This is a genomic window from Rubrivivax albus (assembly GCF_004016515.1).
Taxonomy (GTDB): domain Bacteria; phylum Pseudomonadota; class Gammaproteobacteria; order Burkholderiales; family Burkholderiaceae_C; genus Rubrivivax; species Rubrivivax albus.
In genome coordinates this window covers 1,257,323-1,279,956 of the sequence record NZ_SACT01000001.1, presented here as the reverse complement: position 1 = coordinate 1,279,956, position 22,634 = coordinate 1,257,323, and the positions used below count along the sequence as shown (strand labels likewise).

Below are 22,634 nucleotides of genomic sequence, written 5' to 3'. Positions count from 1 at the left end.
ATCAACCCAGACCGGCGAGCGCCTGGGCCAGGTCAGCGCGCAGGGCTTCGTCCTCTTCGAGCCCGATCGAGAACCGCACCAGCGTGCCGTCGTACGGCACCGGGTTGCGCATGGCCTTCAGGTCGTAGGGCACGACCAGGCTCACTGGCCCGCCCCAGGAGTAGCCGAGCTTGAACAGCCGCAGCGCATCGCAGAAGCCGTCCACCTGGGCCGGTGTGTAGCGCGGTTCGAAGACCACAGAGAACAGCCCGGCCGCCGCCGTGCACAGGCTGCGCCAGTGCTCATGGCCCGGCGAGCCCTCCAAGGCCGGGTGCAGCACGCGCGCGATCTCCGGCCGCTGCTGCAGCCAGGCGGCCAGCGCGCGCGCGGCGCGGTCATGCGCGTGGTAGCGCAGCGCGATGCTGGGCAGCGAACGCAGCACCAGCTCCGCGTCGTTGGCCGCCACGCCCAGGCCCAGGCGCATGTGCGCCAGCTTGATCTTCAGGTGCAGCGCCTCGTCGCGCGTGGTGACCGAACCCATCAGCACGTCGCCGCCGCCGGAGGGGAACTTGGTCAACGCCTGCATCACGACGTCGCAGCCCAGGCCCTGGCCGAGGTCGAAGCCGTCGAAGGCGATGCCCGCGCCCCAGGTGTTGTCCAGCGCCGTGCGCACGCCACGCGCCCGGGCCACCGCCACCAGCCCGCGCAGGTCGGGGAACTCCATCGTCACCGACCCCGGCGCCTCCAGCCAGACCAGCTTCGTGGCCGGGCCGATCATCGCGTCAAGACCCGCGGCATCCAGCGGGTCGTAGAAGCGGTGCGTGATGCCCCAGCCGGCCAGCTGCTGCGCCGCGAAGTCCTTGCCGGGCCCGTAGGCGTTGGCCGGGATCAGCACCTCGTCGCCATGCTGCAGCAGCGCCATGTCCACCAGCGCGATGGCCGCCAGGCCGCTCGGGGCCAGCACGCACTGCAGGCCGTGCTCCAGGTGCGCGATGCGCTCCTCCAGCGTGAACGTGGTGGGCGTGCCGTGAAGGCCGTAGGTGTAGCCGTGCTTGTGCTTCCAGTCGCGGGCGCGCATCGCGGCCACGTTCGGGAAGATCACGGTCGAAGCCTTGAAGACCCCCGCCTGTGGCGCCTCGAAGCCGGCTGGCGGCTGGTACGGGTGATGGATCAGGGCGGTGGGGTCGTGGGCAGCCATGGTCGTCGTGCGGAGGATGCGGTCAGAACGGCACGCCGACGAGGTCATGCCCCTCGGCAGCCACGATGCGGGCGCGTGTGAACTCGCCCACCTTCAGCGTCTTCGATGCCTTCTCAGGCGGCAGCAGGCGCACCGTGCCGTCGATCTCCGGCGCATCGGCATAGCTGCGGCCGACACCGCCACGACGGCCCAGCGCCGGCGCGCTGTCCACCAGCACCTGCATCTCGGCGCCGATGCGCTGCTGCAGCTTGGCCGCGGACACCTCCTCGGCCACGGCCATGAAGCGCACGCGGCGCGCCTCGCGCTCCTCGGCCGGCAGCGCACCCGGCAGGTCGTTGGCCGTGGCGCCTTCGACGGGCGAGTAGGCAAAGCAGCCCGCGCGGTCGATGCGCGCCTCGCGCAGGAAGTCCAGCAGATGCTCGAACTCGGCCTCGGTCTCGCCCGGGAAGCCGGCGATGAAGGTCGAACGCACGACGATCTGCGGGCAGATCTCGCGCCAGCGCTGCAGCCGCTCGAGGTTGCGCTCGCCGCTGGCCGGGCGCTTCATGCGCCGGAGCACGTCGGGGTGGGCGTGCTGGAACGGCACGTCCAGGTACGGCAGGATGCGGCCGCTTGCCATCAGCGGCAGGATCTCGTCGACGTGCGGGTACGGATAGACGTAGTGCAGCCGCACCCAGGCGCCGTGCGCTTCGGCCAGGTCGCCAAGCTGCTCGCACAGCTCGAACAGCCGCGTCTTCACCGGCTTGCCGTCCCAGAAGCCGGTACGGTACTTCAGGTCCACGCCGTAGGCCGAGGTGTCCTGGCTGACGACCAGCAGCTCCTTCACGCCTGACTCGAACAGGGCGCGCGCCTCGCCGAGCACGTCGCCCATCGGGCGCGAGACCAGGTCGCCGCGCATGCTGGGGATGATGCAGAAGGTGCAGCGGTGGTTGCAGCCTTCGCTGATCTTCAGGTAGGCGTAGTGCCTGGGCGTGAGCTTGATGCCTGCGGCGGGGACCAGGTCCACGAACGGGTCGTGCGGCTTGGGCACGTGGCGGTGCACCGCGTCCATCACCTCCTGCGTGGCGTGCGGCCCGGTGACGGCCAGCACCTTGGGGTGCACCTGCTGCACCAGGGTGCCAGCGCCCTCCCCGCCATCCGTCGCGGGCTTGGCGCCCAGGCAGCCGGTGACGATGACCTTGCCGTTGGCGGCCAGGGCCTCGCCGATGGTGTCCAGGCTTTCCTGCACCGCGGCGTCGATGAAGCCGCAGGTGTTGACGATGACGAGGTCGGCGCCCTCGTAGGTCTTGCTGGTGCGGTAGCCCTCGGCGGCGAGCTGGGTGAGGATGAGCTCGGAATCGGTCAGCGCCTTGGGGCAGCCGAGCGAGACGAAGCCGACGGTGGGCGCGGTTTCAGGCATCACGCGATTTTCACCCAGCCCGGCGCCGGGGCCAGTGGCACGTGCGCCGCAGGGTTCAGCGCTTGGGCGGGAAGCCCGGGAACACCGCGCCGGCCTGCGTCATCTGTTCCTGCATCTTGTCGAACATGGCGCGCGACTGCTCCAGGTAGCTGCCCATCAGGTTCTGCATCAGCGGCGCCTGCCCGCTGACCAGCTGCTTCTGCATCTCGGCAAAGGCCTGCAGGTTGCGCTCGAGCATGCTGCCCATGGCCCCCTGCATCGTGTGGCCGTAGAAGCGGATGATGTTGGCCAGCATGGACGTGCTGAACATCGGCACGCCACCGGACTCCTCTTCCAGGATGATCTGCAGCAGGATGCTGCGCGTCAGGTCCTCGCCCGTCTTGGCGTCGCGCACCTCGAAGTCCTCGCCCGCCAGCACCATGCGCTTGACGTCGGCCAGCGTGATATAGCTGCTGCTGCGGGTGTCGTAGAGCCGGCGGTTGGGGTACTTCTTGAGGACGCGCGGCCCCTGTGCGGCCGCCTCGTCGGGCTTGGACGAAGCGTGTCGGGGCGACGGCATGCGCGGATCTCCTGCGGGCTGGACGTGGAACAATCCATTCTAGAAGGCGGTCTCGCCGGGCCCGCGGAGGGTTTCCCCCCGAGGATCAGCGGCAAAGGCCTCGATCGCCTGCGTGCACGGGCCGGGCATGCCCAGGCTGTCGTTGAGGTCGCCGTGCCCCAACGGCAGCGGCAGCACGGCGGCCGACCCGCCGCAGGCGCGCGCGCGCTCGGCGAATCCCTGCGCCGCGCGCCGCGCATCGTCGCGGGCTGCACCGTGCACCAGCAGCACCGGCGTGGCCGGCGGGCCGTCCAGCACCCGCGTGGCCGACACGGCGGCCCAGTAGGCGGGGTCGGGGCCGAAGACCGGGTCGTAGAAGCGGTAATGCGGGCGCTGCATCACCTCCACCATGTCCAGCGCCGCAGTGTCGACCACCACGGTACCTCGCCAGGGCACGACACCGGCCGCCGCCACGCGCGCAGGCGACGCCACCAGCAGCGCCGCCAGCTGCGCGCCGGCGGAGTGGCCGACCAGCATCAACCGGGAAGGGTCCAGCGCCAAGGGCTGGGCCCGCCGCTGCAGGAAGGCGATGGCCTGTGCAAGGTCTTCACACTGCGCCAGCACGTCTGCCTCGGGCCAGAGGCGGTAGTTCATCGCCGCAAAGGCCCAGCCCCGTCTCGACCAGTGCGCCGGCTTGTGGTCCAGCAGGCGCGGCAACGCCTTGTCGCCCCGGCGCCAGCCGCCGCCGTGCACGTACAGGATCAGCGGCAGCGGGCCGCCGGACGTTCCGTGCGGCCGGTACAGGTCCAGGCGCTGGCGCGGGTGCTCACCGTAGGCCAGGTCGCGCTGGCAGTCCGTACCCGGCTGCGGCAGCGGGTCGCCGCCCTGATCGCCCCACGCTCGCCGACCATCGGCGCCACGGCGCGCACGCGCCAGGCGCCAGAGCAGCCCGGTGTTCACGGCCGGTGGCCGAGGAAGACCTCGCAGCCGCCGCGCGGGTTGAAGACGTAGCGGTCGCCGTCCAGCGGCATCAGGTTCGGCCCCCAGGGATTGGCGGTGCCGGCGAACAGCCCGTAGGGCGTGGATTCCAGCGTGCGCAGGCCCATGTTGTGCGGGTTGCCCAGGCCGTTGTTCGACACCGGCACCCAGTTTTCGCCGTCGTAGCTGCGGTACATGTCGAAGCCGGTGGTGTTCTCGAACATCGCCTTCGGCGTCACGTAGGCCATCAGGTTGGCAAACGCGCCGGGCCAGCGGCTGTGCTTCACGTAGCCCAGCCAGCCGCTCCATTCGAAGGTGCCGATGTAGAGCCAGCCCTCGTGCTCGCACATGCGCCAGAAGTAGCCGTTGAAGAAGGTGTCGAAGCCAGCGCGGCGGCCCGACAGCGGCTCCTTGCGGCCGTCGGGCGTGTCGCGCGGGTCGCCGACGATCAGGTCCCAGCGGCCGTCCTCGTGCACGCGGATCAGTTCCGCCGGCGCCGGGCCGATGTTGTTGAGCTTGTCGATGCCGCCGCCCTGGATGCCGGTGCCGATGTACAGCGCGTCCTTGAACACGCACATGCTCAGCACGCCCTGGTTCTCCTTGCCGCGCCAGGCGCCACGTTCGAGCACCTTCTCCCATTCGTAGGGCGGCTCGCCCTCGCAGCGGCTGCGCCAGAGCTGGAAGCCGCTGTGGTTCAGCGTGCCGGCGTAGAGGTAGTCGCCCCAGCCGCAGAGCTCGTGGATGGACTTGTTGCTCAGGTCGCCGAAGGCGAAGTCGCAGACCGGTTCCCACTGCCCGGCCTGCGGCTCGCGGCTTTCGTAGATGACGACGTGGCCGGAGATGTTCTGGTTGCCACCGCGCGAGCCGGCCGGCGTGGTGTACAGGCGGCCCTTGAACGACACCAGCGAACGGATGGTGGTGACCTGCAGCCCCACCAGCCCCGGCTCGCAGGTGCGCTCGAAGCGCCGGCCGTCGTCGCTGCGCAGGACGATCGGCCCAGGGCCGCGTGCCGGCGACCAGGTGCAGGCGTAGAGCACCGGGTCGCGCCCAGCGGCCTCGCGGTGCGTGGTCATCGCGCGGTAGCTCACCTCGCGCGGAATCATGCCGCCACCGGTGCCTTCGATCATCGGCGACTTGAACGCGCGCTCCCACAGGTCCAGGCGCGGGTCGTAGGCCCAGATCTCGGCGCAGAGGTCGAGTTCGAACGGGTCGACCGGGCCTTCCACCGGCCAGACGTCCAGGCCCAGCGAGCCGGCCTGCCGCTTGCGCATCAGCGAAAAGGCGCCGCGGATGGTGCTGACATACAGCCGCCCGTTCCACCACACCATAGAGTGCGCGTAGGAGTTGTGGCCGTCGCCGAAGCCACCGTAGGCGATCAGCTTGAAATGGTCCTTGTTCAGGCCCGGGTGCATGCCGAGCCGGTTCACGTGCGGCATCAGGAGGCGACTTCCGACAGGAAGCTGGCAAGGTGGTCGGCTGCCGCGTCGCGGCTGGCGAACGGGCCCATGCGCTCCTCGTTGCGCGTCGTGAAGTACCAGCCGTCGGTGGCCTGGAACACGCGGTCGCTGCGGAACCAGCCCCGTCGGGGCTCGCCGGCCCGCGGGCGGCGATGCGAGTGATCGAACTCGCCGTCCCAGAAGCGCAGGCAGTCGGCCAGCACCTCGGCCGGCCGCACGGTGGGGAAGAAGTGACCAGCGTCGCGCACGCGGCGGAAGGTGGCGTGCGGCCAGATCTCCAGCAGTTCGGCCCCCGACAGGCGGGCTGGCGAGTTGTCGCCGTACATCGCGATGATCGGGAACTGCAGCGCCTGCAGGCGCTCGAGCGACAGACCGTCGTCCACCGTCATCTCGCGCTCGGCCGAGGTCGTCTTCATCAGCTTGAGGAACTCGCCCGACGTGCGCCGGCCGGTCTTGCCCAGCAGCGGGCTGACGAGATCGCCGAGTTCGTGCGGGATGTCGAAGCCGTTGATCTGCCACTCGGCCACGCGCATCAGCAGGCGGGGGCCGAAGTACGGGTCCTGCGCGTCCAGGTCGAGCCCGTACATGTCCAGCACCGGCTGCACACGACGGCCGAAGGCCCACTCGGCACGGGCATGGATGCGCCGGCCGGCCGAGAAGTGCGAATCCGCCAGCACCAGGCTGTGCACGCGGTCCGGGTGGGCGCAGGCGAAGTTCAGGGCCACCACGCCACCGAAGCTGTGCGCCAGCAGGTGGGCCTTCCGGATGCCCAGGTGGTCCATCAGCGCGGCCAGGTCCTCGCCCAGCGTCGCCGGTGTGTAGCCGCTGTCGGGCATCGCCGAACGGCCATGGCCGCGCAAGTCGTACAGCGTGACGCGGAAACGCTGCGACAGCGGTACCGCGTACTTGAAGTACCAGAACGCCATGTTCGTGGCCAGCCCGTGGACCATGATCAGGTCCTCGCGCGGGGCCCCGTCGCCCTCGTCGAGCTGCAGGACGTTCAGGTCGACGCCGTTGACGTGCACCATCGGCATGGGCTTATTCCACGTACCCCAGCATCTGCAGCTGTTCCATGATCTGTTGCTTCTCGTCGTCGTCCATCGCCTCGGTGGAGCCGGCGTGGCTGCCCTGGGTGGCCGCGCCGATGCGGATCGGGTGCGACTCGCGGTGCGCGGCGGTGAACATGTTGGCCGGCACCACACCCTCGAAGTCCGACGGCACGTCCAGCCCCAGGCTGTACAGCAGGGTCGAAGCCACGTCGGTGATGTGGCGGCGACCCAGCAGCTTGCCCTTCTCGATGCCCGGGCCGTAGGCCATCATGACGCCCTCCGGGTGGTGGGTGCCGACGATGTAGTTGCGTTGCTGCACGATGGGCAGGATGTTGCGCACCGAGACGAAGCCGAAGTCGCGCAGCACCAGCTGCAGGTCGGGCGCGTCGCCCATCGCGCTGCCCGGGAAGACGTCCTCGCGCTTGTGGATCTCGGTGACGATGCGCTCGCCGCTGTCCGGATCCTTCAGTTCCTCGAGGTCGCGGATCAGCTGGTTGCGGAAGCGCTCGTAGTCCTGCGGCTCGATGCCCGTCTCGCCCGGGTTGCGCTTGACGCGGATCGTGATGCCGTTGCAGCTGGGCGTGCGGCAGTAGGCCGTGGTCTTCGTCCAGTCGAGGTAGGCGAAGTAGCTCTTGCTGACGTTGTGCCCGGCCTGCCCCTCGGGGATGGGCTTGAAGCCCACGTAGCCCTTCTCCGCCAGGTAGGCGTTGATGCGCACGATCTCGTGCGACGCGGTGAAGCCGTGGTCGGAGGCGAAGAAGACCTGCACGTCCGGGCCGGCCGCCGTGACCAGACGCTCGATGAACCCGTCGAGCTGCGCGAAGTAGCTCAGCGACAGCGCACGCATGCGCAGGTGGAACTCGCCCATCGAGGCATGGTCGACCGCCGGGTCCAGGTACTGCCAGGCCTGGTGCTGCAGCTTGTCGACACCGTCGAACAGCACCGCCATCAGGTCCGGTGACTCCTCGGACATCAGGTACTCGGCCACACGGAACCACTGCATCTCGCGCGGCAGGTGGTAGCGCACCCACTCCTCACGGTCGTGGTCGCTGAGCTCGTTGCCGGCCTGCTGTTCCTGGTCGAAGTCCCAGGCCAGTTCCTGCGCCTTGAAGCCGGGGATCTGCTTGAGCCGGTCGTACAGGTCGGCCGGGTACGTGTTGCGCCGCAGGTGCTTCCAGGGCACGAAGCCCGGCAGGATGAAACCGTTGAGGTCGGGCGGCGGCGGCGCCGTGAAGGGGAAGTTCAGCGCCGCCACGCGCTTGCCCTGGCGGCTGGCGATCGACCAGATGGTCTCGACCCGGCAGTCCCGCGCGTCGTACAGCGTCATGAAGACCTGGTCTCCGCGCTCCTCGGCTCGCACGAAGTCGTACACGCCATGGTGCCCTGGGCCGCGGCCCGTCATCAGCGACACCCAGGCCGGCGGCGTCAGCGGGTTGGGCGTCGAGCGCAGCTTGGCGCGGCTCCCCTCGGCAAAGATCTTGCCCATGAACGGCATCACCGCGGGCGTGTCGCCCTGCGGTTTGACCAGTTCGTTGAGCACGGTGAACGTCGCCCCGTCCAGGCCGATGAAAAGGGTGCGTACGGTCATGTCCTCGACTCCTCGTTCCAATCCAACACATCCACGCTGACGCCATCGCCGGCCAGGGCCACGACCCGGCCCGACTCATTCAGCCACTGCACACCGACCTGCGAGCCGCCATGGGTCACCACGGCAGCGTCGTAGCCTGCATCGACGGGGCTCACCCGCCAATCCCACGGCCGGCCCTGCAGGCCGCTGCCCAGGCTCTTGGCGGCGGCCTCCTTGGCGCACCACAACAGCAACTGGCGGTGCTCCAGGTCATCGCCATGCAAGCCCTGGACCAAGCTCAGCTCCTCCGGCGCCAGGGCCTGCGACAGCAGTGCAGGGTCCTTCAGCCGTCCGGACTCTTCCATGTCCACGCCGATACGTTGCCCCGCCGGTGCAACGGCGGCAATGCAGTGGCGGGCATTGTGCGACAGCGAGACCGCCGGCGCCGCGCACAGTGTCCCGGTCCACGCCCCCTGAACGAAGGGCGCGCCGAGCGCGTCGTGCCCGACCACGATGTCGCTGGGGTACAGCAGATGGCCGGTGCGCGCCTGCACCCAGGCCCGCACCGCCTCCTTGATCGCCGCGCGGCCGAACAGCCACTCGCGGCGCTTGCGCAGCGGCCCGGTCACGGTCTGCCAGGCCTCGCGCTCCGGTGCGGACAACACGGCGTGCGCCAGGATGCGCAGGCAGATCGCACCGGACTGGGCCAGGAAGTCCTCGCCCATCATCGGCACGTCCCAGAGCAGCACGTCGCCCGATTCGGCCAGCGGCGCACCGAACCAGCCCTGCTGCGGGTCGGTGCGCACCTCGTGGTAGGCGGTGGGGACGCGGAAGAACAGGTTGACGAGCTGGTCACCGCGCATCAGCACGCGGCCGTCTCCATCCACGCAGTCGAACTGCCAGACGCGGGGCGCAGCGAGGTCGGTGGCCGCCGGGTCCACCGGGCGCTGGCGCATCTGCATCACGATGCCGGCGCGGTCGGCCGGGCACGGCTCGTAGAGTTCCAGGCGCTGGATCGTCGACGGGAAGGCATGGAACTCGGTGCCGACGTACTGCACCAGCCAGCACGCCACCAGCTGGCCCATGGCGTCCAGCAGCACCGGGTTGAGCACCAGTTGCGGGCGCTGGCCCGGGGCGAAGAAGCCGTCCAGCGTGACGTCGGACAGTTCGACGTCGATGCCGGCGTGGTCCCAGCCGCGCACCCAGCGCATGCTCTGGAACACCGGCCCGTGGAACATGCCGGTGGCGTAGAGGTACGGCGCGTTCAGGCAGGACGCGCGCGGCTCCGGCAGTGGCGCCACAGGGCCCAGCGTCGGTTCGGCCTCGAACAGGAAGTCGGCCATCAGCACCGGGCCCCGCGCCGTGACCACGCGCGCCGTGTAGCGCGCCGCCGCGGCGTCCGCCACCTCGGCCTGCACCTCGAATTCGAGCGCACCGTTGTCCAGCGCCACCCAGTCGAAAGTACGGACGTTCTCGATGACCTTGACGTCCACCCGCCCGGCGAGCAGCGCGCAGGCCTCGGCCATCACTTCCAGGCTGACGGTGAACGGCACGCAGGACAGTCCGAACAGCGACGGATCACTCTCCGACACCGGGCCGGACATCACGTGGTCGCGGATGAAGGCGTCGTTGGACAGCGAGACGCGACAGCGTGCGACCACGTGACGGTCGTCGTGCGCCACGATCTGATCGAGCAGGGGCGTGAACCCGGGCCGCACGTGCGTGGACACCGCGTCCGCGCTCGGTGAAGGTAGCACCGCAATGCCGGCGTCGCCAGCATCACCGGCCCGTGCCATGACGCCCTCGGGCCGCGATGCCACGAGTGTCGACTGATGGTCCAGGAACCCTCGCATCAGCGCGAAGTAGTCCGCCATAACTGCCGCGCGAGGATCGTCGCCGACAGCATCTGCGACGGGCTCGACCCCGGCAGCCGGCACCGGATCGGGGCTCGCCACCGCTGGCGATGCGGAGCCCTGCGTCGCCGACAACGGCGGCGGCAGTGGCGCGGCCAGTGCCGCCAGCCGAGCCCGGTCCGCTTCATCAAGCCGAATCATCGGCAGCGTGTTGTCCAGCAGCACGCCGTGCGGGGGCGGCGGGCTGCCGGCGAGGTCGATGGCATCGATGCGACGGCCCTCGAACAGCCGTGACAGCACCGGACCACGCCCCAGCACCCAGAGCTGGCCGAGCACCGCCAGCAACTGCTCGACACCATTGCGGCGGCGCACGTTGGTCGACAGCGCGGTGAACTCGCGGTCGATCAGGATGTCGTTGACGAAGGCCGTGAGCTTGGCCGACGGGCCCACCTCGACGAACAGCCGCACGCCGTCGTCGTGCATGCGCAGGATGGTCTCGCGGAAACGCACCTTGGCCGACCACTGGGCCGCGGCCAGCTTGCGCACCGCCGCCGGCGTCTCCGGGAAGCGCCCGGCCGACGCGCAGGAGTACATCGGCACCCGCGGGCGGCCGAGCTTGACGTCCTTGTAGTACTGGCCGAACGCTTCCGCCGCGGCCGTGAACGCTGGCGTGTGGTAACCGCGGTCGAAGGGCAGCGGCATGCAGATCGCGCCCTGCGTCGTCAGCCGCTGCTGCACCTCGGCGATGCGCGCCGGCGGGCCGTAGAGCACCATCTGGTTGGCGCAGTTGTCCATCGCCACCACGACCTCGGGCACGGCGGAGATCTCCGCCTCGACGGAGTCGGTGGGCAGCGCGCCGACGGCCAGCAGCGCGCCGGTGGGGATCTGGTCGTCGGCCAGCAGGCGCTCGTAGACGGCGTAGTGCTTGGCGATGCAGGCGGCCCGCTCGGCCGGCGTGCGCGCCGGGTTGGCGCCCGAGGCGCCGAGCGCGGCCGACTCGCCGGAGCTGTGGCCCAACATCACGTCGGCCTCCACGCCCAGGGCCTGCAGCAGTTCGTGCATCGCCATGCCGCCGATGAAGACGGACTCGGAGCCGACGTCCATGTCGTGCAGGCGCTGCTCCAGTTCGCGCCGGCGGGTAGCGTCGATCTCGGCGCTCGGGAACACGATGTCGGTGCGCGTCTGGCCGCTGGGCAGGTCGTACAGGCCGTGCCAGAAGTCCAGCCATTGCTGGATGGGTTCGAAGCACAGCGCCAGGTCAGCGAACATCTCCGGGTACTGCGAGCCTTCACCCGGGAACAGAAAAGCCAGCTGGCCACTTTCGCGCGCACGGCTGTAGTGCACGCCGCCGCGGGCCGTCCAGCTGGCCTTGGTGGCCGGTTCCGCCAGGCGCTTGAGCGCCTGGTCGATGGCCTTGGCCAGGCCAGCACGGTCCTTGGCGACGATGGCCAGGCGGTGGGGGCCGTCGGCGGCGGTGGCAGCCAGGGCCGCGGCCACTTCCGCCAGCCGCCATAACGGGTTGCGGATCAGCCCGTCGCGCAGCGTCTGCAGCGCGGCGACGAGGCCCGCATCGTCGTCGGCCGCGAACACACACAGTTCGGCCGGCCAGTCGGTCAGCCGCGATGGTCGGCGGGCTTCGGGCGGCGCCTGCTCGAGGATGGCGTGCGAATTGGTGCCGCCGAAACCGAAGGCGTTGACCCCGGCCCGCCGCGGCTCGCCCAGGCGCGCCATCCACGGCCCGGTCTGCGTGTTGACATAGAACGGCGTGTGCTCGATGCCGAGCTCGGGGTTGACGGCGTCGCACAGCGTCGGCGGCAGCGTGCGGTGGTGCAACGCCAGCGTGGCCTTGATCAGGCTGGCCACGCCGGCAGCCGGGATGCAGTGGCTGATCATCGACTTCACCGAGCCCAGCGCCTTGGTGCCGATGGGCGCGCTGCGCTCGCCGAAAGCGGCCTTCAGCGACGCGATCTCGGTGCGGTCGCCCAGCGGGATGCCGGTGCCGTGCGCCTCCACCAGGCCCACGCTCTGCGGGTCGACGCCGGCGGCCGCGTAGGTGCGGCGGATGGCCAGCGTCTCGCCGTCCTGGCTGGGTGCCAGCAGGCCGGTGCCGCGGCCGTCACTGGACTGGCCGACACCGCGGATCACGCCGTAGACGCGGTCGCCGTCGGCCAGGGCGTCGGGCAGCCGCTTGAGCACAACGACACCCAGGCCCTCGCCGAGCAGGGTTCCGTCGCTGCCGGCCTCGAACGGGCGCACCTTGCCGCGCGCGCTGAGCGCGCCCAACTGCGTGAAGATGGTGGTCACGTCGGCCGGCAGCGACGCGTTCACGCCACCGGCCAGCATCATGCGGCTGCGTCCTGCCCTGAGTTCGTCGATGGCCGCGCCCACGGCCAGCAGCGACGACGAGCAGGCGGCGTCGACCAGGTAGTTCGGGCCCTTCAGGTTGAGCCGGTTGGCGATGCGCCCGGTCATCACGTTGGGCACCAGGCCGGGCGCCGTGTCGGCGTTCATCGGCGGCACCTTCTTCGCCAGCATGGCGCGCATCTCGGCACGCTGCTCGGCCGTGAGGTGCGGCATCGCCGCCTCGACCAGCGCCATGGTCTGGTCGATGACGATGTCGGTCTGGATCACCGTCACCTGCCCGCGGTGCAGGTAGGTGCTGTGGCCCAGGATGACACCGGTGTCGGTGTGGTCGGCGTGCGGGCCGAGGTAGCCGGCATCGGCCAGCGCCTCGGCGGCGATCTTCAGCGCCAGGAACTGGTCCGGTTCGCCACCGTCCATCGAGTTCGGCATGATGCCGAACGCGCGAGGGTCGAAGCGGTACAGGTCCTTCAGGTAGCCGCCGTACTGGGTCTTGATGCGGCCCGCGTCGAGGTAGCGCTGCGCGTCCCAGTTCGGCACCGGCTCGCCGATGGCGTCCACCTTGGCCAGGATGTTGTTCCAGAACGTGCGCAGGTCCGGCGCCTGCGCGAAGGTGCAGGCCATGCCGATGATGGCGACGGGCGTGGCTTCGCTCATGAGGCGGGTTCTTCCGCAGTGCGGGCCGTGCCGCCCAGGCGGTTCAGCGCGGCGCTGGCGATGCTGTCGAGCTCCTCGACGGCGAGCACCGGTACGCCGTCGGCATCGAAGAAGGTGACATGGCCGCGCACCAGCGTGGGGTCTTCGGCGGCCACGCGCTGGTACTCCATGTGCAGGCGCTCAGGCAGCCGGTCGCGGTAGCGCACCACGCGGCCGAAGCGCGCCGGCAGGGCCGATTCGTCGCGGAAGGCACGCGCCCAGAGCCAGGCCATCTGCGCCGCGGCGTCCAGCAGCGCCGGGTCGAACACCCAGCCCGGCCCGTCGGCCGCCTCGTGCGCCAGCCAGCGGGACGGGTGGGTGGAGACCACCTGGGCCGCCGCCCCCTGCGCCGAGAGCCCATCGAAGGCCGTGATGACCTGGAACCGCGGACCATGGAACAGCCACTCGCCGTAGGCCTGTGCCGTGCTCAGCGTGCGCTCGCCGTGGTGCACGCGCGGCATCGGCGCCGGTGCCGGCCAGACCTGCTCCAGCCGCACGGTGGCGCGGTAGTGCGTGAGCCAGCGGTCCGGGGCGATTTCGCTCTGCAGCTGCGCGCTGACCTCGAAGCCTTCGCTGCTGCCGTAGGGCGGCGGGCTGAGGAAGACGCGCAGCGCCCGGCCGGCGGCGTCGAGCTCGACGCCCTTCATCAGCCGGTGTTCGTGCACCTCGGTCACTTTCCAGCCGGGCCACAGCGCCGCGGCGGCTTCCGCCACGATCTCCAGGGCTGCGGCGGCGGGCAGCACGTAGCGGTTGTCGAGGGCGTGCTCCTGAAGGTACAGATGGCGCGTCGGGTCCAGCCGCACCGGCACCAGACGTTCCCCTGTGGGCAGCGACGACGGTTCGGTGGCGCCGAGCAGCGGCGCCAGCGCCGGTGCACGGCGGATCACGCCCTTGGCGGCCTCGTGGCGTTCCCAGTCGGCCTCGCCGAACACGACCTCGACCGCCCCGCCCGCGGCACGCGCCAGCTCGCTGCGGAACAACCGGCGGCCGAGCGACGCCGACACCAGCCGCACGCCCTTGGCAGCGAACTTGGCCTCGGTCTCGGCCGTCACCATGCCGGCGCCGGTGGAGGTCGGGCCCCACGGCCCCCAGCACATGGCGCTCACGACCGTGTCTTTGCCCCAGCGGGCCTGCAGCGCCGTGCAGAGCCGGTTCATCAGTTCGTTGGCCGTCGCGTAGTCCGACTGACCGCTGTTGCCGTAGCGCCCGGCCACCGAGCTGAAGGCGGCGAAGAACTTCGGTGCCTTTGCGCCAAGCGCCTGCACCAGGGCGAGCAGGCCCAGCACCTTGGTCTCGACCACGCGCGACCAGGAGTCGCCGCGCTTGTCGGCCAGGCGCTTGTCCTCGATGACACCGGCCCCGTGCACGACGCCGTCGACACGGCCATGGCGGTGCACCACGTCGGCCACCAGCGCGGCGACGGCCACTGCGTCGGTGACGTCCACCGGGTGGTATTCCACCGTCGCGCCGGCGGCGCGCAGCGCCTCGAGGTTGGCACGCATCTCGCGCTGGTCGAGCACGCCCTGCACCTGGCGCTGGATCTCGCCGGGGGTGAGTTTGAGCGCTCCGGCACGCACCTGAGCGACGAAGTGCTGTCGCAGCGCCGCCGCGTCTGCGCAGGCGGCGGTGTCGGCGGCCTCGACCTCGACCAGGCGGCTGCGGCCGGTCAGCACCAGCGTGCTGCCCGGGGCCGCCAGTTCACGCAGGACCTCGGCGGTGATGCCGCGCGCCCCGCCGGTGGCGAGGACAACCAGGTCGTGCAGCGCGGCCTCGCGCGACGGGTCCGCTGTGACCGCCACACCCACGCTGCGGAAGGTGGTGCGCAGACCACCCGGGTAGCCGACCTCCTGCCGGCCACCGTCGAGGCGCAGTTCGTCGAACAGAGCCCGGGCCTGCGCATCGGCCGGCTGCGCCGGGTCCAGATCGACAGCCTTGACGCGCAAGGTGGGTCGTTCCTCGCCGTAGGACTTCAACGCCCCCACCGCGCCGCCGACGAGTCGCAGGCCCTGGCCTAACGTGCCGTCGCGGCCGAACAGACCCCCCAGGTCGGTGGCCGCCAGCACATGGCCATCGGCCGCGAGCCGGCCGTCGAGTCGGTTCAGCAGCAGGAACAGGGACTTCTCGTGCCGCAGCAGCGCAGACCGCCAGCCATCGGGGGAATCGCCCAGCCCCGGCGAGGCCAGGGCGGCGAGGTGCAGCACCCCGGCCGCCGGCGCATCGCCAAGGGCTTGCGCCCAGGCGTCGAGCGCGGCTTCGTCGGCCAGGTTGGCATCGACGATGGCGACGCTGCGGCCCTGCGCCTGCAGCAGGCCCGCCAGTGCATCGGCCACACCAGCGGTATCACGTGTCAGCACGTAGCGGCCCGCCGCGAGAACGGTGCCGGCGCCGGCCGGGATCGGCTCGGCGACGGCTTGCATGACCTGCCGGGGCGGGTGGCCGGCGACCGCAGTGCGGTCGTCGACCCGTGACTCCCCCCCGGCACGATCAAAAGGGACGGCGACGGCGCCTCCCACTTCGGCCGCGGCCACCAGGTCCAGCATCCCGTTGAGCGTGGACTGGGTGTTGAGCTGGCTGCGCTTGTCGGTCAGCGCGTCGCGGTGCGCGGCCGGCAGCTGTTGCAGCAGCGCGCCGACCACCTCGATGCGCTTGATCGAGTCGATGCCCAGGTCGGCCTCGAGGTTCTGGTCCAGGCCCACCATGTCGCGCGGGTAGCCGGTCTTGTCCTCGACGATGGCCAGCAGCAGGTCGACCAGCTTGGCGCGTGTCAGGCCTTCGCCTGCCGCCGCAGGCGCAGGCGCGGCCACCGGCGCCGGGGCTGTGGGAACCGGCGCCACCGGCACCGGGGCGACGGCCGCGGGCGCCGGGGCAGGTGCCACCGTGACCGGCGCTGACGCCACCGGCGCCTGCACGGCAGGGACCGGCGGCACCACGACCGCGGGCGCCGGCACCTCGGCCACGCGCGGCAGGGCCGCGGTGATGGCCCGCGACATGCGCAGCGCCGGCCGGGCCGGTGCCATGTCGGCACCCAGGAAGCTGGCCATCACGCGCTCCTGGGTCTCCAGGAACTGGCGCATCGTGGCGAAATAGTCGGACATGACGGACGGGTCCGCTGGTCCGGAGGGATGTCGTCGTTCGTCCATGGATCGACCTTTTCTCCAGGGGGGGGTGACAGGGGACAACGCCGGCGAGGCGGCCGGCGCCGAGGCAGTTGGCATGGCAGATGGTGGCAGCGCAGACGTTGCCGGCATCGCCGCAGGCTGTGCGGGCGGCGGTACGGACGCCGCCTGCTCCAACGTGACGCCGATCTGCCGCACCGGTTCGCTGGCGCGGCGGGCGCCGCTGCCGTTGAGCATCCAGGCGTGCGGGGACACGGGGGTCGGCAGGCGCAGCGCCACCGGATCGGCCGGGTCGCCCAGCCGGCAGTCGCGGCCTTCGAACAGCTTCGTCACGGCCAGCGGGACCCCGGCGCAGACCAGCTGAGCCAGGCCGGACAACAGGCCGGGCAGGCCACTGCCGTCGTCCATCGCCACCGCCAGGTGCGGCCGCCCATGCAGGATGCGGCCGGCCAGCCGCGCCAGCACGGCCTTCGGCCCGAGTTCGACGAACAGCGTGGCACCGTCGTCGGCCATCGCCTCGACCTCGGCCACCCATTCGACAGGCCGCACCAGGTGCTCGGCCATCTGCTTCTTCACCCGCACCACGTCGGCGGCATGCGGCCGCGCCGTGGTGTTGCTGTACACCGGCAGCATGGCAGGCGCCCAGGGCGTGGCCTCGATCTGCGCCGACAGTGCGGCCTGCGCCGGCCGCACGAGCACAGAGTGGAAGGCCGCCGCCACCGGGATTGGCGTGACCTCCAGCCCGGCCTGCTGCAGCTTGGCCGATGCGGCCTGCACCGCTTCGCGCGTGCCCGACAGGATGCTCTGCGTCGGCGCGTTGTGGTTGGCGATGATCACGCCTTCCAGGTCGGCGATGGCGTCCTCGACGTCCTTGCGCGGGGCACTGACCGCCGCCATGGTGCCCAGTTCGGCGCCTTCGGCCTTCGCCGCGTCGACGATGAAGCGGCCGCGGGCCGCCGACAGTTGCATCAGCGACGCGAAGTCGATCGCACCGGCGGCGTGCAGCGCGACGAACTCGCCATAGCTGTGGCCGGCCACCATGTCCACCGGCAGCCCAAGCCCGCGCAGCAGGCGCCAGAGCCCGACCTCGATGGCGCCCAGCGCGGGCTGGGCCACGTCGGTGCCCGTCAGCCGGCGCCGCGCGGCGTCCTTGGTCGCGTCGTCGTAGGCGCCCCGCGGAAAGACGAATTCGCTCAGCCGTGTGCCGGCACCGAAGCGCTCGGCGAAGTCGGCCGCCAGGGCCTCGTCAGCTTCCTCCAGGGCGCTGCGCAAGGCCTCGAAGTGCAGCGCCGGCTCGCGCAGCATGTCGGGGTACTGCGAGCCCTGGCCCGAGAACAGCACGGCCACCTTGCCCGCAGGCGTGGTGCCCTCGCCCAGGTGCACGCCGGGCGGCAGCGGGCGCGCATCGCCGCGCAGCTTGGCCACCGCCGCAGCGAGCTTGCTGCCCAGATCCTCCACGCTCCGCGCGACGATCGCAGCGGTGCGACCGCGTGGCTGGAAGCGCGCCGCCAGGCTGGCCGCCAGGTCACGCAGCTCGATGCCGGATACCGCCGCGAGCCGGGGTTGCAGCGCTTCCAGGCGCGCAGCCAGCGCCTCGGCATCGGCCTCGCTCCACAGCAGCAGCTCGGCGCTCCAGCGGTCGGCCGCCGGGGCGCGCAGCCAGTCACGGTACTCGCCGGCGTACTCCTCGAGCACGACGTGGAAGTTGGTGCCGCCGAAGCCGAACGCACTGCAGGCCGCGCGCCGCGGATGCACGCCAGCCAGCCAGGGCATCGGTGCCTCCAGCAGGTACAAGGGCGCGTCCGGGTCGGCGAGCACGGCGTTGGGCCGCTGCACGTTGCGGTGCGGCGGCAGCACGCGGTGCCGCAGCGCCAGCGCGGCCTTCACCATGCCGGCCACACCCGCCGTGGCCTTGGTGTGGCCGATGTTGGTCTTGACCGAGCCGATCACCGCCTGCCGGGGCCTGGCGCCCTCCTCCCGGATCAGCCGCGTCGTGCTTTCCAGCTCGGCGGTGTCGCCAGCCACGGTGCCCGTGCCGTGGGCCTCGAACAGGCCAACCGTCGACGGCCCGAAGCCGGCCATGCGGTAGGCGCGACGCATCGCGCGCAGCTGCCCCGCCGGCAGCGGCGCCGTCAGGCCCTTGGCGTTACCGTCGCTGCTGGCGCCCACGCCCTTGATCACGGCGTAGATGCGGTCGCCATCGCGTTCGGCGTCGGCCAGGCGCTTGAGCGCCACCATCGCGATGCCTTCGCTGATCACGATGCCGTCGCCCTCGGCGTCGAAGGTGGAACAGCGCCCGCGCGGCGACAGCGCCTGGGTCTTGCTGAAGCACAGGTAACCGAACGGGCCCTGCACGGTGTCCACGCCGCCGGCGATGACGAGGTCGCTGCGGCCGGCCACCAGCTCGGTCACGCCCTGGTAGACGGCCGCCAGCGACGAGGCGCAGGCGGCGTCCACCGCCAGGTTGATGCCACCGAAGTTCAACCGGTTGGCGATGCGCCCGGCCACGACGTTGGGCAGGATGCCGGCGAAGGAGTCCTCGCTCCATTCCGGCAGCCGCGCCGCCACCTCGGCCGGCAGGTCGCCGGTGAAGCGCGGCAGTTCCGAGCGCAGGCCGTACTGCAGGCCATAGTCGCCGGCGCCGCCGCTGGCACCGACGATGACGGAGGCGCGTTCGCGGTCGAAGGCGCGGTCGGCGTAGCCGGCATCGGCCAGCGTGCGGCGGGCCACTTCCAGGCCCATCAGCTGCATCGGGTCGACGGCCTGGATGGACTTCGGCGGCATGCCGTAGCGCGTGGGGTCGAACGGCAGGTCGTCGAGGAAACCGCCCCACTTCGAGTAGACCTTGTCCTTGGCCTTGCGGTCAGGGTCGAAGTACAAGCGCCAGTCCCAGCGGTGCGACGGGATCTCGGTGATCGCGTCGACGCGCTCGAGGATGTTCTGCCAGAAGGCCGGCGCGTCGTTGGCCTGCGGCACGACGCAGGCCACGCCGATGATGGCGATGTCCGCCGGCGGCAGCGCCGGCTCCGTGGCCGCGGGCAGCACCTCGTCGGTGGCCAGCAGCGCGGCGGCGCCGTCGGTGACTTCCGCGTGCAGGCTGGCGATGTCGGTCACCGCGCTGCGCAGTGTCGCGACCTGGCCAAGCATGTACATGCCCTCGGCCAGCTGCTGCTGCGGGTCCAGCCGCTGCAGCGGCGCGTTCAGGCCTTCGCGCTTGGTGCCCTTGCTGGCGATGCGCAGACGGCCCAGGATGAGGTCGTCGAGCACGCGGCGGCTCTCGTCGCCGGGAACGCCCTCGCGCTTCAGGCGCTGGCGCTCGCGGAAGAAGTCGGCGGCGAATGGCGTGTAGGCGCAGCGGCTGGCGTGCCCGGGGCCGGACTCCAGGTTCACCGTGTGGTCGCACGCGATCACGGCCTGCTGGAAGGGCTCGACGATGGCGCCGCTGTCGACGATCTCGCGCGTGAACAGGTAGGCGCTGCCCATCAGCACCCCCACGCGCGCGCCGGCCGCGGCCAGCGGTGCCACCAGCACCTGCAGCATGGCCGAGGACAGCGCGTCGTGCACGCCACCGGCGAACAGCAGTTCCACGTCGGCCGCCGGCACCTTGCCGGTGCCGAGTTCATCGGTCAGCTTGTCGACCATCGTGCTCCAGAGCACGAAGCTGGACAGCGGGCCGATGTGGCCGCCGCACTCACGGCCTTCGAAGATGAAACGTCGTGCACCCTCGGCCAGGAAACCGGGGATCAGGTTGGCCGACGGCACGTGCAGGTAGGTGGCGACGCCCGCACGCTCCAGGTGCACCGCCTGGTCGGGCCGGCCGCCGGCGATGATCGCGTAGCGCGGTCCGAAGCGGGTGGCGATGGCCAGTTGCTCGTCGAGCAGCGCCTGCGGCGCGAAGCCCAGCAGGCCGATGCCCCAGGCGCGGTCGCCGAGCAGTTCCGTCGTGCGTACGAGGAGCTGTTCCAGCGCCTGGCCCTTGAGCATCGCGAAGGCGATCATCGGCAGCGCACCGCCCTCGGCCACGGCGCGGGCGAACTCCGCGCTGTCGGACACGCGGGTCATCGGGCCCTGCACCACCGGGTAGCGGATGCCCAGGGCCTCGGCCAGCGGGCCGTGCTCCCGCAGCACGGGTTGGGCGCGGGCCAGCGCCGGCTGCGCGTCGATGGCCTGCCGGATGGCGCCCAGGATGCCGGCCAGGCTGCCGTGGCGGCGCCGCCAGGCGGCCGCGAAGACGACCTCCTGCCCGATCGGCAGCAGGCCCTCCGCCGGAGACTGCCAGCCCGCATGTCCGACCATGCGGGCACGCAAGGCATCGGCCCGCAGGCCTTCGCCCTCCGTCACGAAGCGGCGCGCCGCGGCGAACGCCGGGCGCACCAGCACGCGCAGGTAGTCGCCGGCCTCGCCATCGCCCACGGCGACGGTCTCGCTGCCCGACAGGCTGCCCAGGGTCTGCCGCAGCAGGTCCGGCAGGCAAACTTCGTCGAGCAGCAGCAGCTGCGACTCCAGCACGCCGCCAGCGGCACCGACAGCGTGGATGGCGGCCGCCACGGCCGGCGTCAGCCCGCCGCGAAGCACCAGCGGCAGCTGGGTGGCCCGCAGCCACTTCTGAAGCAGGATGAAGCTGGCATCCTCGCCCACCAGGCCCGGCGCCTCGTTGCCCTTGACCACCAGGCCATCGATCTGCGCCTCGGCGCCGGCGGGCAAGGCGGTGGCATGGCGCACTTCGGCCAGCACGCGCACGCCGGCCTGGCGCCAACCGGCAACGACGCCGGCGTGCGTGGCCAGCAACGGCAGGTCCACGACCATCCACAGGCCCCCGCGGCGAGCGGCCAGCACGGCCACATCGGAGGCCAGCGCATCGTCGATCGCATCGAGCTTGAGGCCAATGTCACCGCGCCCGAGTTGTGCCAGTCTCGCCAGCGCCTGCCGGGCTGCGGCCGTGCCGTCGTCGAACTCGGCGTTGTAGATACCAACGGCGCCCGCCCGGCTGGCGGCGATGGCGAGGTCTGCGTGCCCGAGCCCGGCCGGCGTGAAGACGAAGGTGGTGAAGGCGTTCATCGGGCGGTCTCGCAGACGTGGCGACAGGTCGGGCGACAGAGCATCCGGCACGTTAGCAAGCAGAAACTGCGCCGGGTCTCCCTAGATTCTGTTACTGGCACGGCGACAAACGCGCGACACGCGACGCTGCAACGTGAACAGCGCACGCCCCTGCGCGCGAAAGCCCGTCAAGCGGTGATGGAGAGCGGCGACGCCACGGCCTGGGTCGCCACCCGTTTGAGGGGGCCGTTTGCCGTGGCTTGGGAACCACACAGCGGCCACTCGGGCCGAAGGCGCGCTCGCGACCGCGTCCCTTGCGGACCGGGTGGGCACCCTCATGACACCGGCTGCACCGGCGGTGTGCGGCTCAACGGCCGTTGAAGAAGTCCCACATCATGTCAGTGGCCGAGAAGGCGGTGGAACCCGGCTCGCCGGTGCGCACCTTGATGCCGCCGGGCCAGGAGTGGCCGCCGGTCTCGGTGACGCACAGGCGCACACGGACGCCGTCGTTGCAGCCCTCATACTGGTCGCAGTACGCGCCGGGCTTGTCGAGCACCCGCCGTGGCGTCGGGTTGCAGGCGTTGCGCCGCACCCAGCGCGCCACGGTCTCCGGCGTGGAGACGAAGTCCGCCAGGGTCTTGCTGTTTTTGCCGGCACCACCGTTGAACTGCACGAAGTCGTCGTCCTTGGCGTGGATCTCGAGGATGTTGACCGGCCGCGACGGCTGGCAGCGTGCTGTGCCGTCAGAGCCGGCCACGGAGGCGATGCCACGGAAGGTGTCGGCCATCTCGCAGGCCAGGCGGTGCGAGAACAGCGCGCCGTTGGACATGCCGCTGGTGTAGATGCGCTGCGCGTCGACGTTGAGCTGCGTCTTCAGGTGACGCACGACCTCGCGGATGAAGCCCACGTCGTCGATGTTCTTGTCACGCGCGCCACCGCAGCAGTTGCCGGCGTTCCAGGTGGCGAGCTTGCCGGACGGGAACGGGCTGTAGCCGTTGGGGAAGACGGCCACGTAGCCGGCCTCGTCGGCCTTGGAGGCCAGGCGGTAGTAGCGGTCGTCGGCCTGGATGTCCATGTTGCCACCGCCGCCGTGGAACGAGAACAGCAGCGGCGTCGGCTGCGACGGCGAATATCCTTTGGGCACATGAATTCGGTACATGCGTTTGAGGCCGCCGTGTTCGATCTCGAACCGGTAGTCTCCAGGCCGCTCGATGCGCTGGGTCACGGGCGTGAGCGCCGGGTCGGCGGACGACTCCTTCGCGGCCTGCCGCTCGGCGATCTTTTCCTTCAAGCGCTCACGCAACGTACCCTCGCCGGACGCGCCGCAGGCGGTCAGCAGCAGGCCGGCGGCCAGGGCAACCGGGAACAGGGCCGATCGGCAGGTCGAACGTTCAGGCGTCATCGCG

General features: G+C 71.1%; 10 protein-coding genes. All 10 read right to left on the bottom strand.

What is annotated here, in order from left to right; all coding sequences use genetic code 11:
* Position 1 precedes the first annotated feature (1 nt).
* The 10 genes from ENE75_RS05900 to ENE75_RS05855 all read right to left on the bottom strand — a co-directional run bounded on the left by ENE75_RS05900 (position 2) and on the right by ENE75_RS05855 (position 22,630).
* Positions 2-1,177: a cystathionine beta-lyase gene (locus tag ENE75_RS05900; RefSeq protein ID WP_128196527.1), complete on the bottom strand. Its 1,176-nt coding sequence runs from the start codon at positions 1,175-1,177 to the stop codon at positions 2-4.
* Between the two features lie 22 nt (positions 1,178-1,199).
* Positions 1,200-2,576 (bottom strand): 30S ribosomal protein S12 methylthiotransferase RimO, encoded by a 1,377-nt coding sequence (rimO, locus tag ENE75_RS05895; protein WP_128196525.1) that lies wholly within the window; start codon positions 2,574-2,576, stop codon positions 1,200-1,202.
* A 55-nt stretch (positions 2,577-2,631) separates the two neighbouring features.
* On the bottom strand, positions 2,632-3,135 hold the full coding sequence (gene phaR, locus ENE75_RS05890; protein ID WP_128196523.1) for a polyhydroxyalkanoate synthesis repressor PhaR: 504 nt from the start codon (positions 3,133-3,135) through the stop codon (positions 2,632-2,634).
* A gap of 39 nt (positions 3,136-3,174) precedes the next feature.
* Positions 3,175-4,074, bottom strand: a complete 900-nt coding sequence (locus ENE75_RS05885) for an alpha/beta hydrolase (protein WP_158288864.1) — start codon at positions 4,072-4,074, stop codon at positions 3,175-3,177.
* Positions 4,071-5,528: a hypothetical protein gene (locus ENE75_RS05880; protein WP_128196519.1), complete on the bottom strand. Its 1,458-nt coding sequence runs from the start codon at positions 5,526-5,528 to the stop codon at positions 4,071-4,073. The genes ENE75_RS05885 and ENE75_RS05880 overlap by 4 nt, the downstream gene beginning before the upstream one ends.
* The gene (locus ENE75_RS05875; protein ID WP_128196516.1) at positions 5,528-6,583 is read right to left on the bottom strand and encodes an alpha/beta fold hydrolase; all 1,056 of its coding nucleotides are present in this window, start codon (positions 6,581-6,583) and stop codon (positions 5,528-5,530) included. The genes ENE75_RS05880 and ENE75_RS05875 overlap by 1 nt, the downstream gene beginning before the upstream one ends.
* Before the next feature lie 4 nt (positions 6,584-6,587).
* A complete protein-coding gene (locus ENE75_RS05870) occupies positions 6,588-8,186 on the bottom strand; it encodes an alkaline phosphatase family protein (protein ID WP_128196513.1) in 1,599 nt (532 codons plus the stop codon).
* Positions 8,183-13,036 (bottom strand): type I polyketide synthase, encoded by a 4,854-nt coding sequence (locus ENE75_RS05865; protein WP_128196511.1) that lies wholly within the window; start codon positions 13,034-13,036, stop codon positions 8,183-8,185. The genes ENE75_RS05870 and ENE75_RS05865 overlap by 4 nt, the downstream gene beginning before the upstream one ends.
* Positions 13,033-21,249: a type I polyketide synthase gene (locus ENE75_RS05860; protein WP_128196509.1), complete on the bottom strand. Its 8,217-nt coding sequence runs from the start codon at positions 21,247-21,249 to the stop codon at positions 13,033-13,035. The genes ENE75_RS05865 and ENE75_RS05860 overlap by 4 nt, the downstream gene beginning before the upstream one ends.
* Before the next feature lie 346 nt (positions 21,250-21,595).
* Positions 21,596-22,630, bottom strand: a complete 1,035-nt coding sequence (locus ENE75_RS05855; RefSeq protein WP_128196507.1) for a CE1 family esterase — start codon at positions 22,628-22,630, stop codon at positions 21,596-21,598.
* Positions 22,631-22,634: the final 4 nt, after the last annotated feature.

What these genes read in the sequence shown, in the direction of transcription:
- ENE75_RS05880 (WP_128196519.1), bottom strand. Translation starts at nt 5,528, where the DNA reads ATGCCGCACGTGAACCGGCTCGGCATGCACCCGGGCCTGAACAAGGAC.
- ENE75_RS05860 (WP_128196509.1), bottom strand. Translation starts at nt 21,249, where the DNA reads ATGAACGCCTTCACCACCTTCGTCTTCACGCCGGCCGGGCTCGGGCAC.
- ENE75_RS05855 (WP_128196507.1), bottom strand. Translation starts at nt 22,630, where the DNA reads ATGACGCCTGAACGTTCGACCTGCCGATCGGCCCTGTTCCCGGTTGCC.
- ENE75_RS05865 (WP_128196511.1), bottom strand. Translation starts at nt 13,036, where the DNA reads ATGAGCGAAGCCACGCCCGTCGCCATCATCGGCATGGCCTGCACCTTC.
- rimO (WP_128196525.1), bottom strand. Translation starts at nt 2,576, where the DNA reads ATGCCTGAAACCGCGCCCACCGTCGGCTTCGTCTCGCTCGGCTGCCCC.
- ENE75_RS05875 (WP_128196516.1), bottom strand. Translation starts at nt 6,583, where the DNA reads ATGCCGATGGTGCACGTCAACGGCGTCGACCTGAACGTCCTGCAGCTC.
- ENE75_RS05870 (WP_128196513.1), bottom strand. Translation starts at nt 8,186, where the DNA reads ATGACCGTACGCACCCTTTTCATCGGCCTGGACGGGGCGACGTTCACC.
- ENE75_RS05900 (WP_128196527.1), bottom strand. Translation starts at nt 1,177, where the DNA reads ATGGCTGCCCACGACCCCACCGCCCTGATCCATCACCCGTACCAGCCG.
- phaR (WP_128196523.1), bottom strand. Translation starts at nt 3,135, where the DNA reads ATGCCGTCGCCCCGACACGCTTCGTCCAAGCCCGACGAGGCGGCCGCA.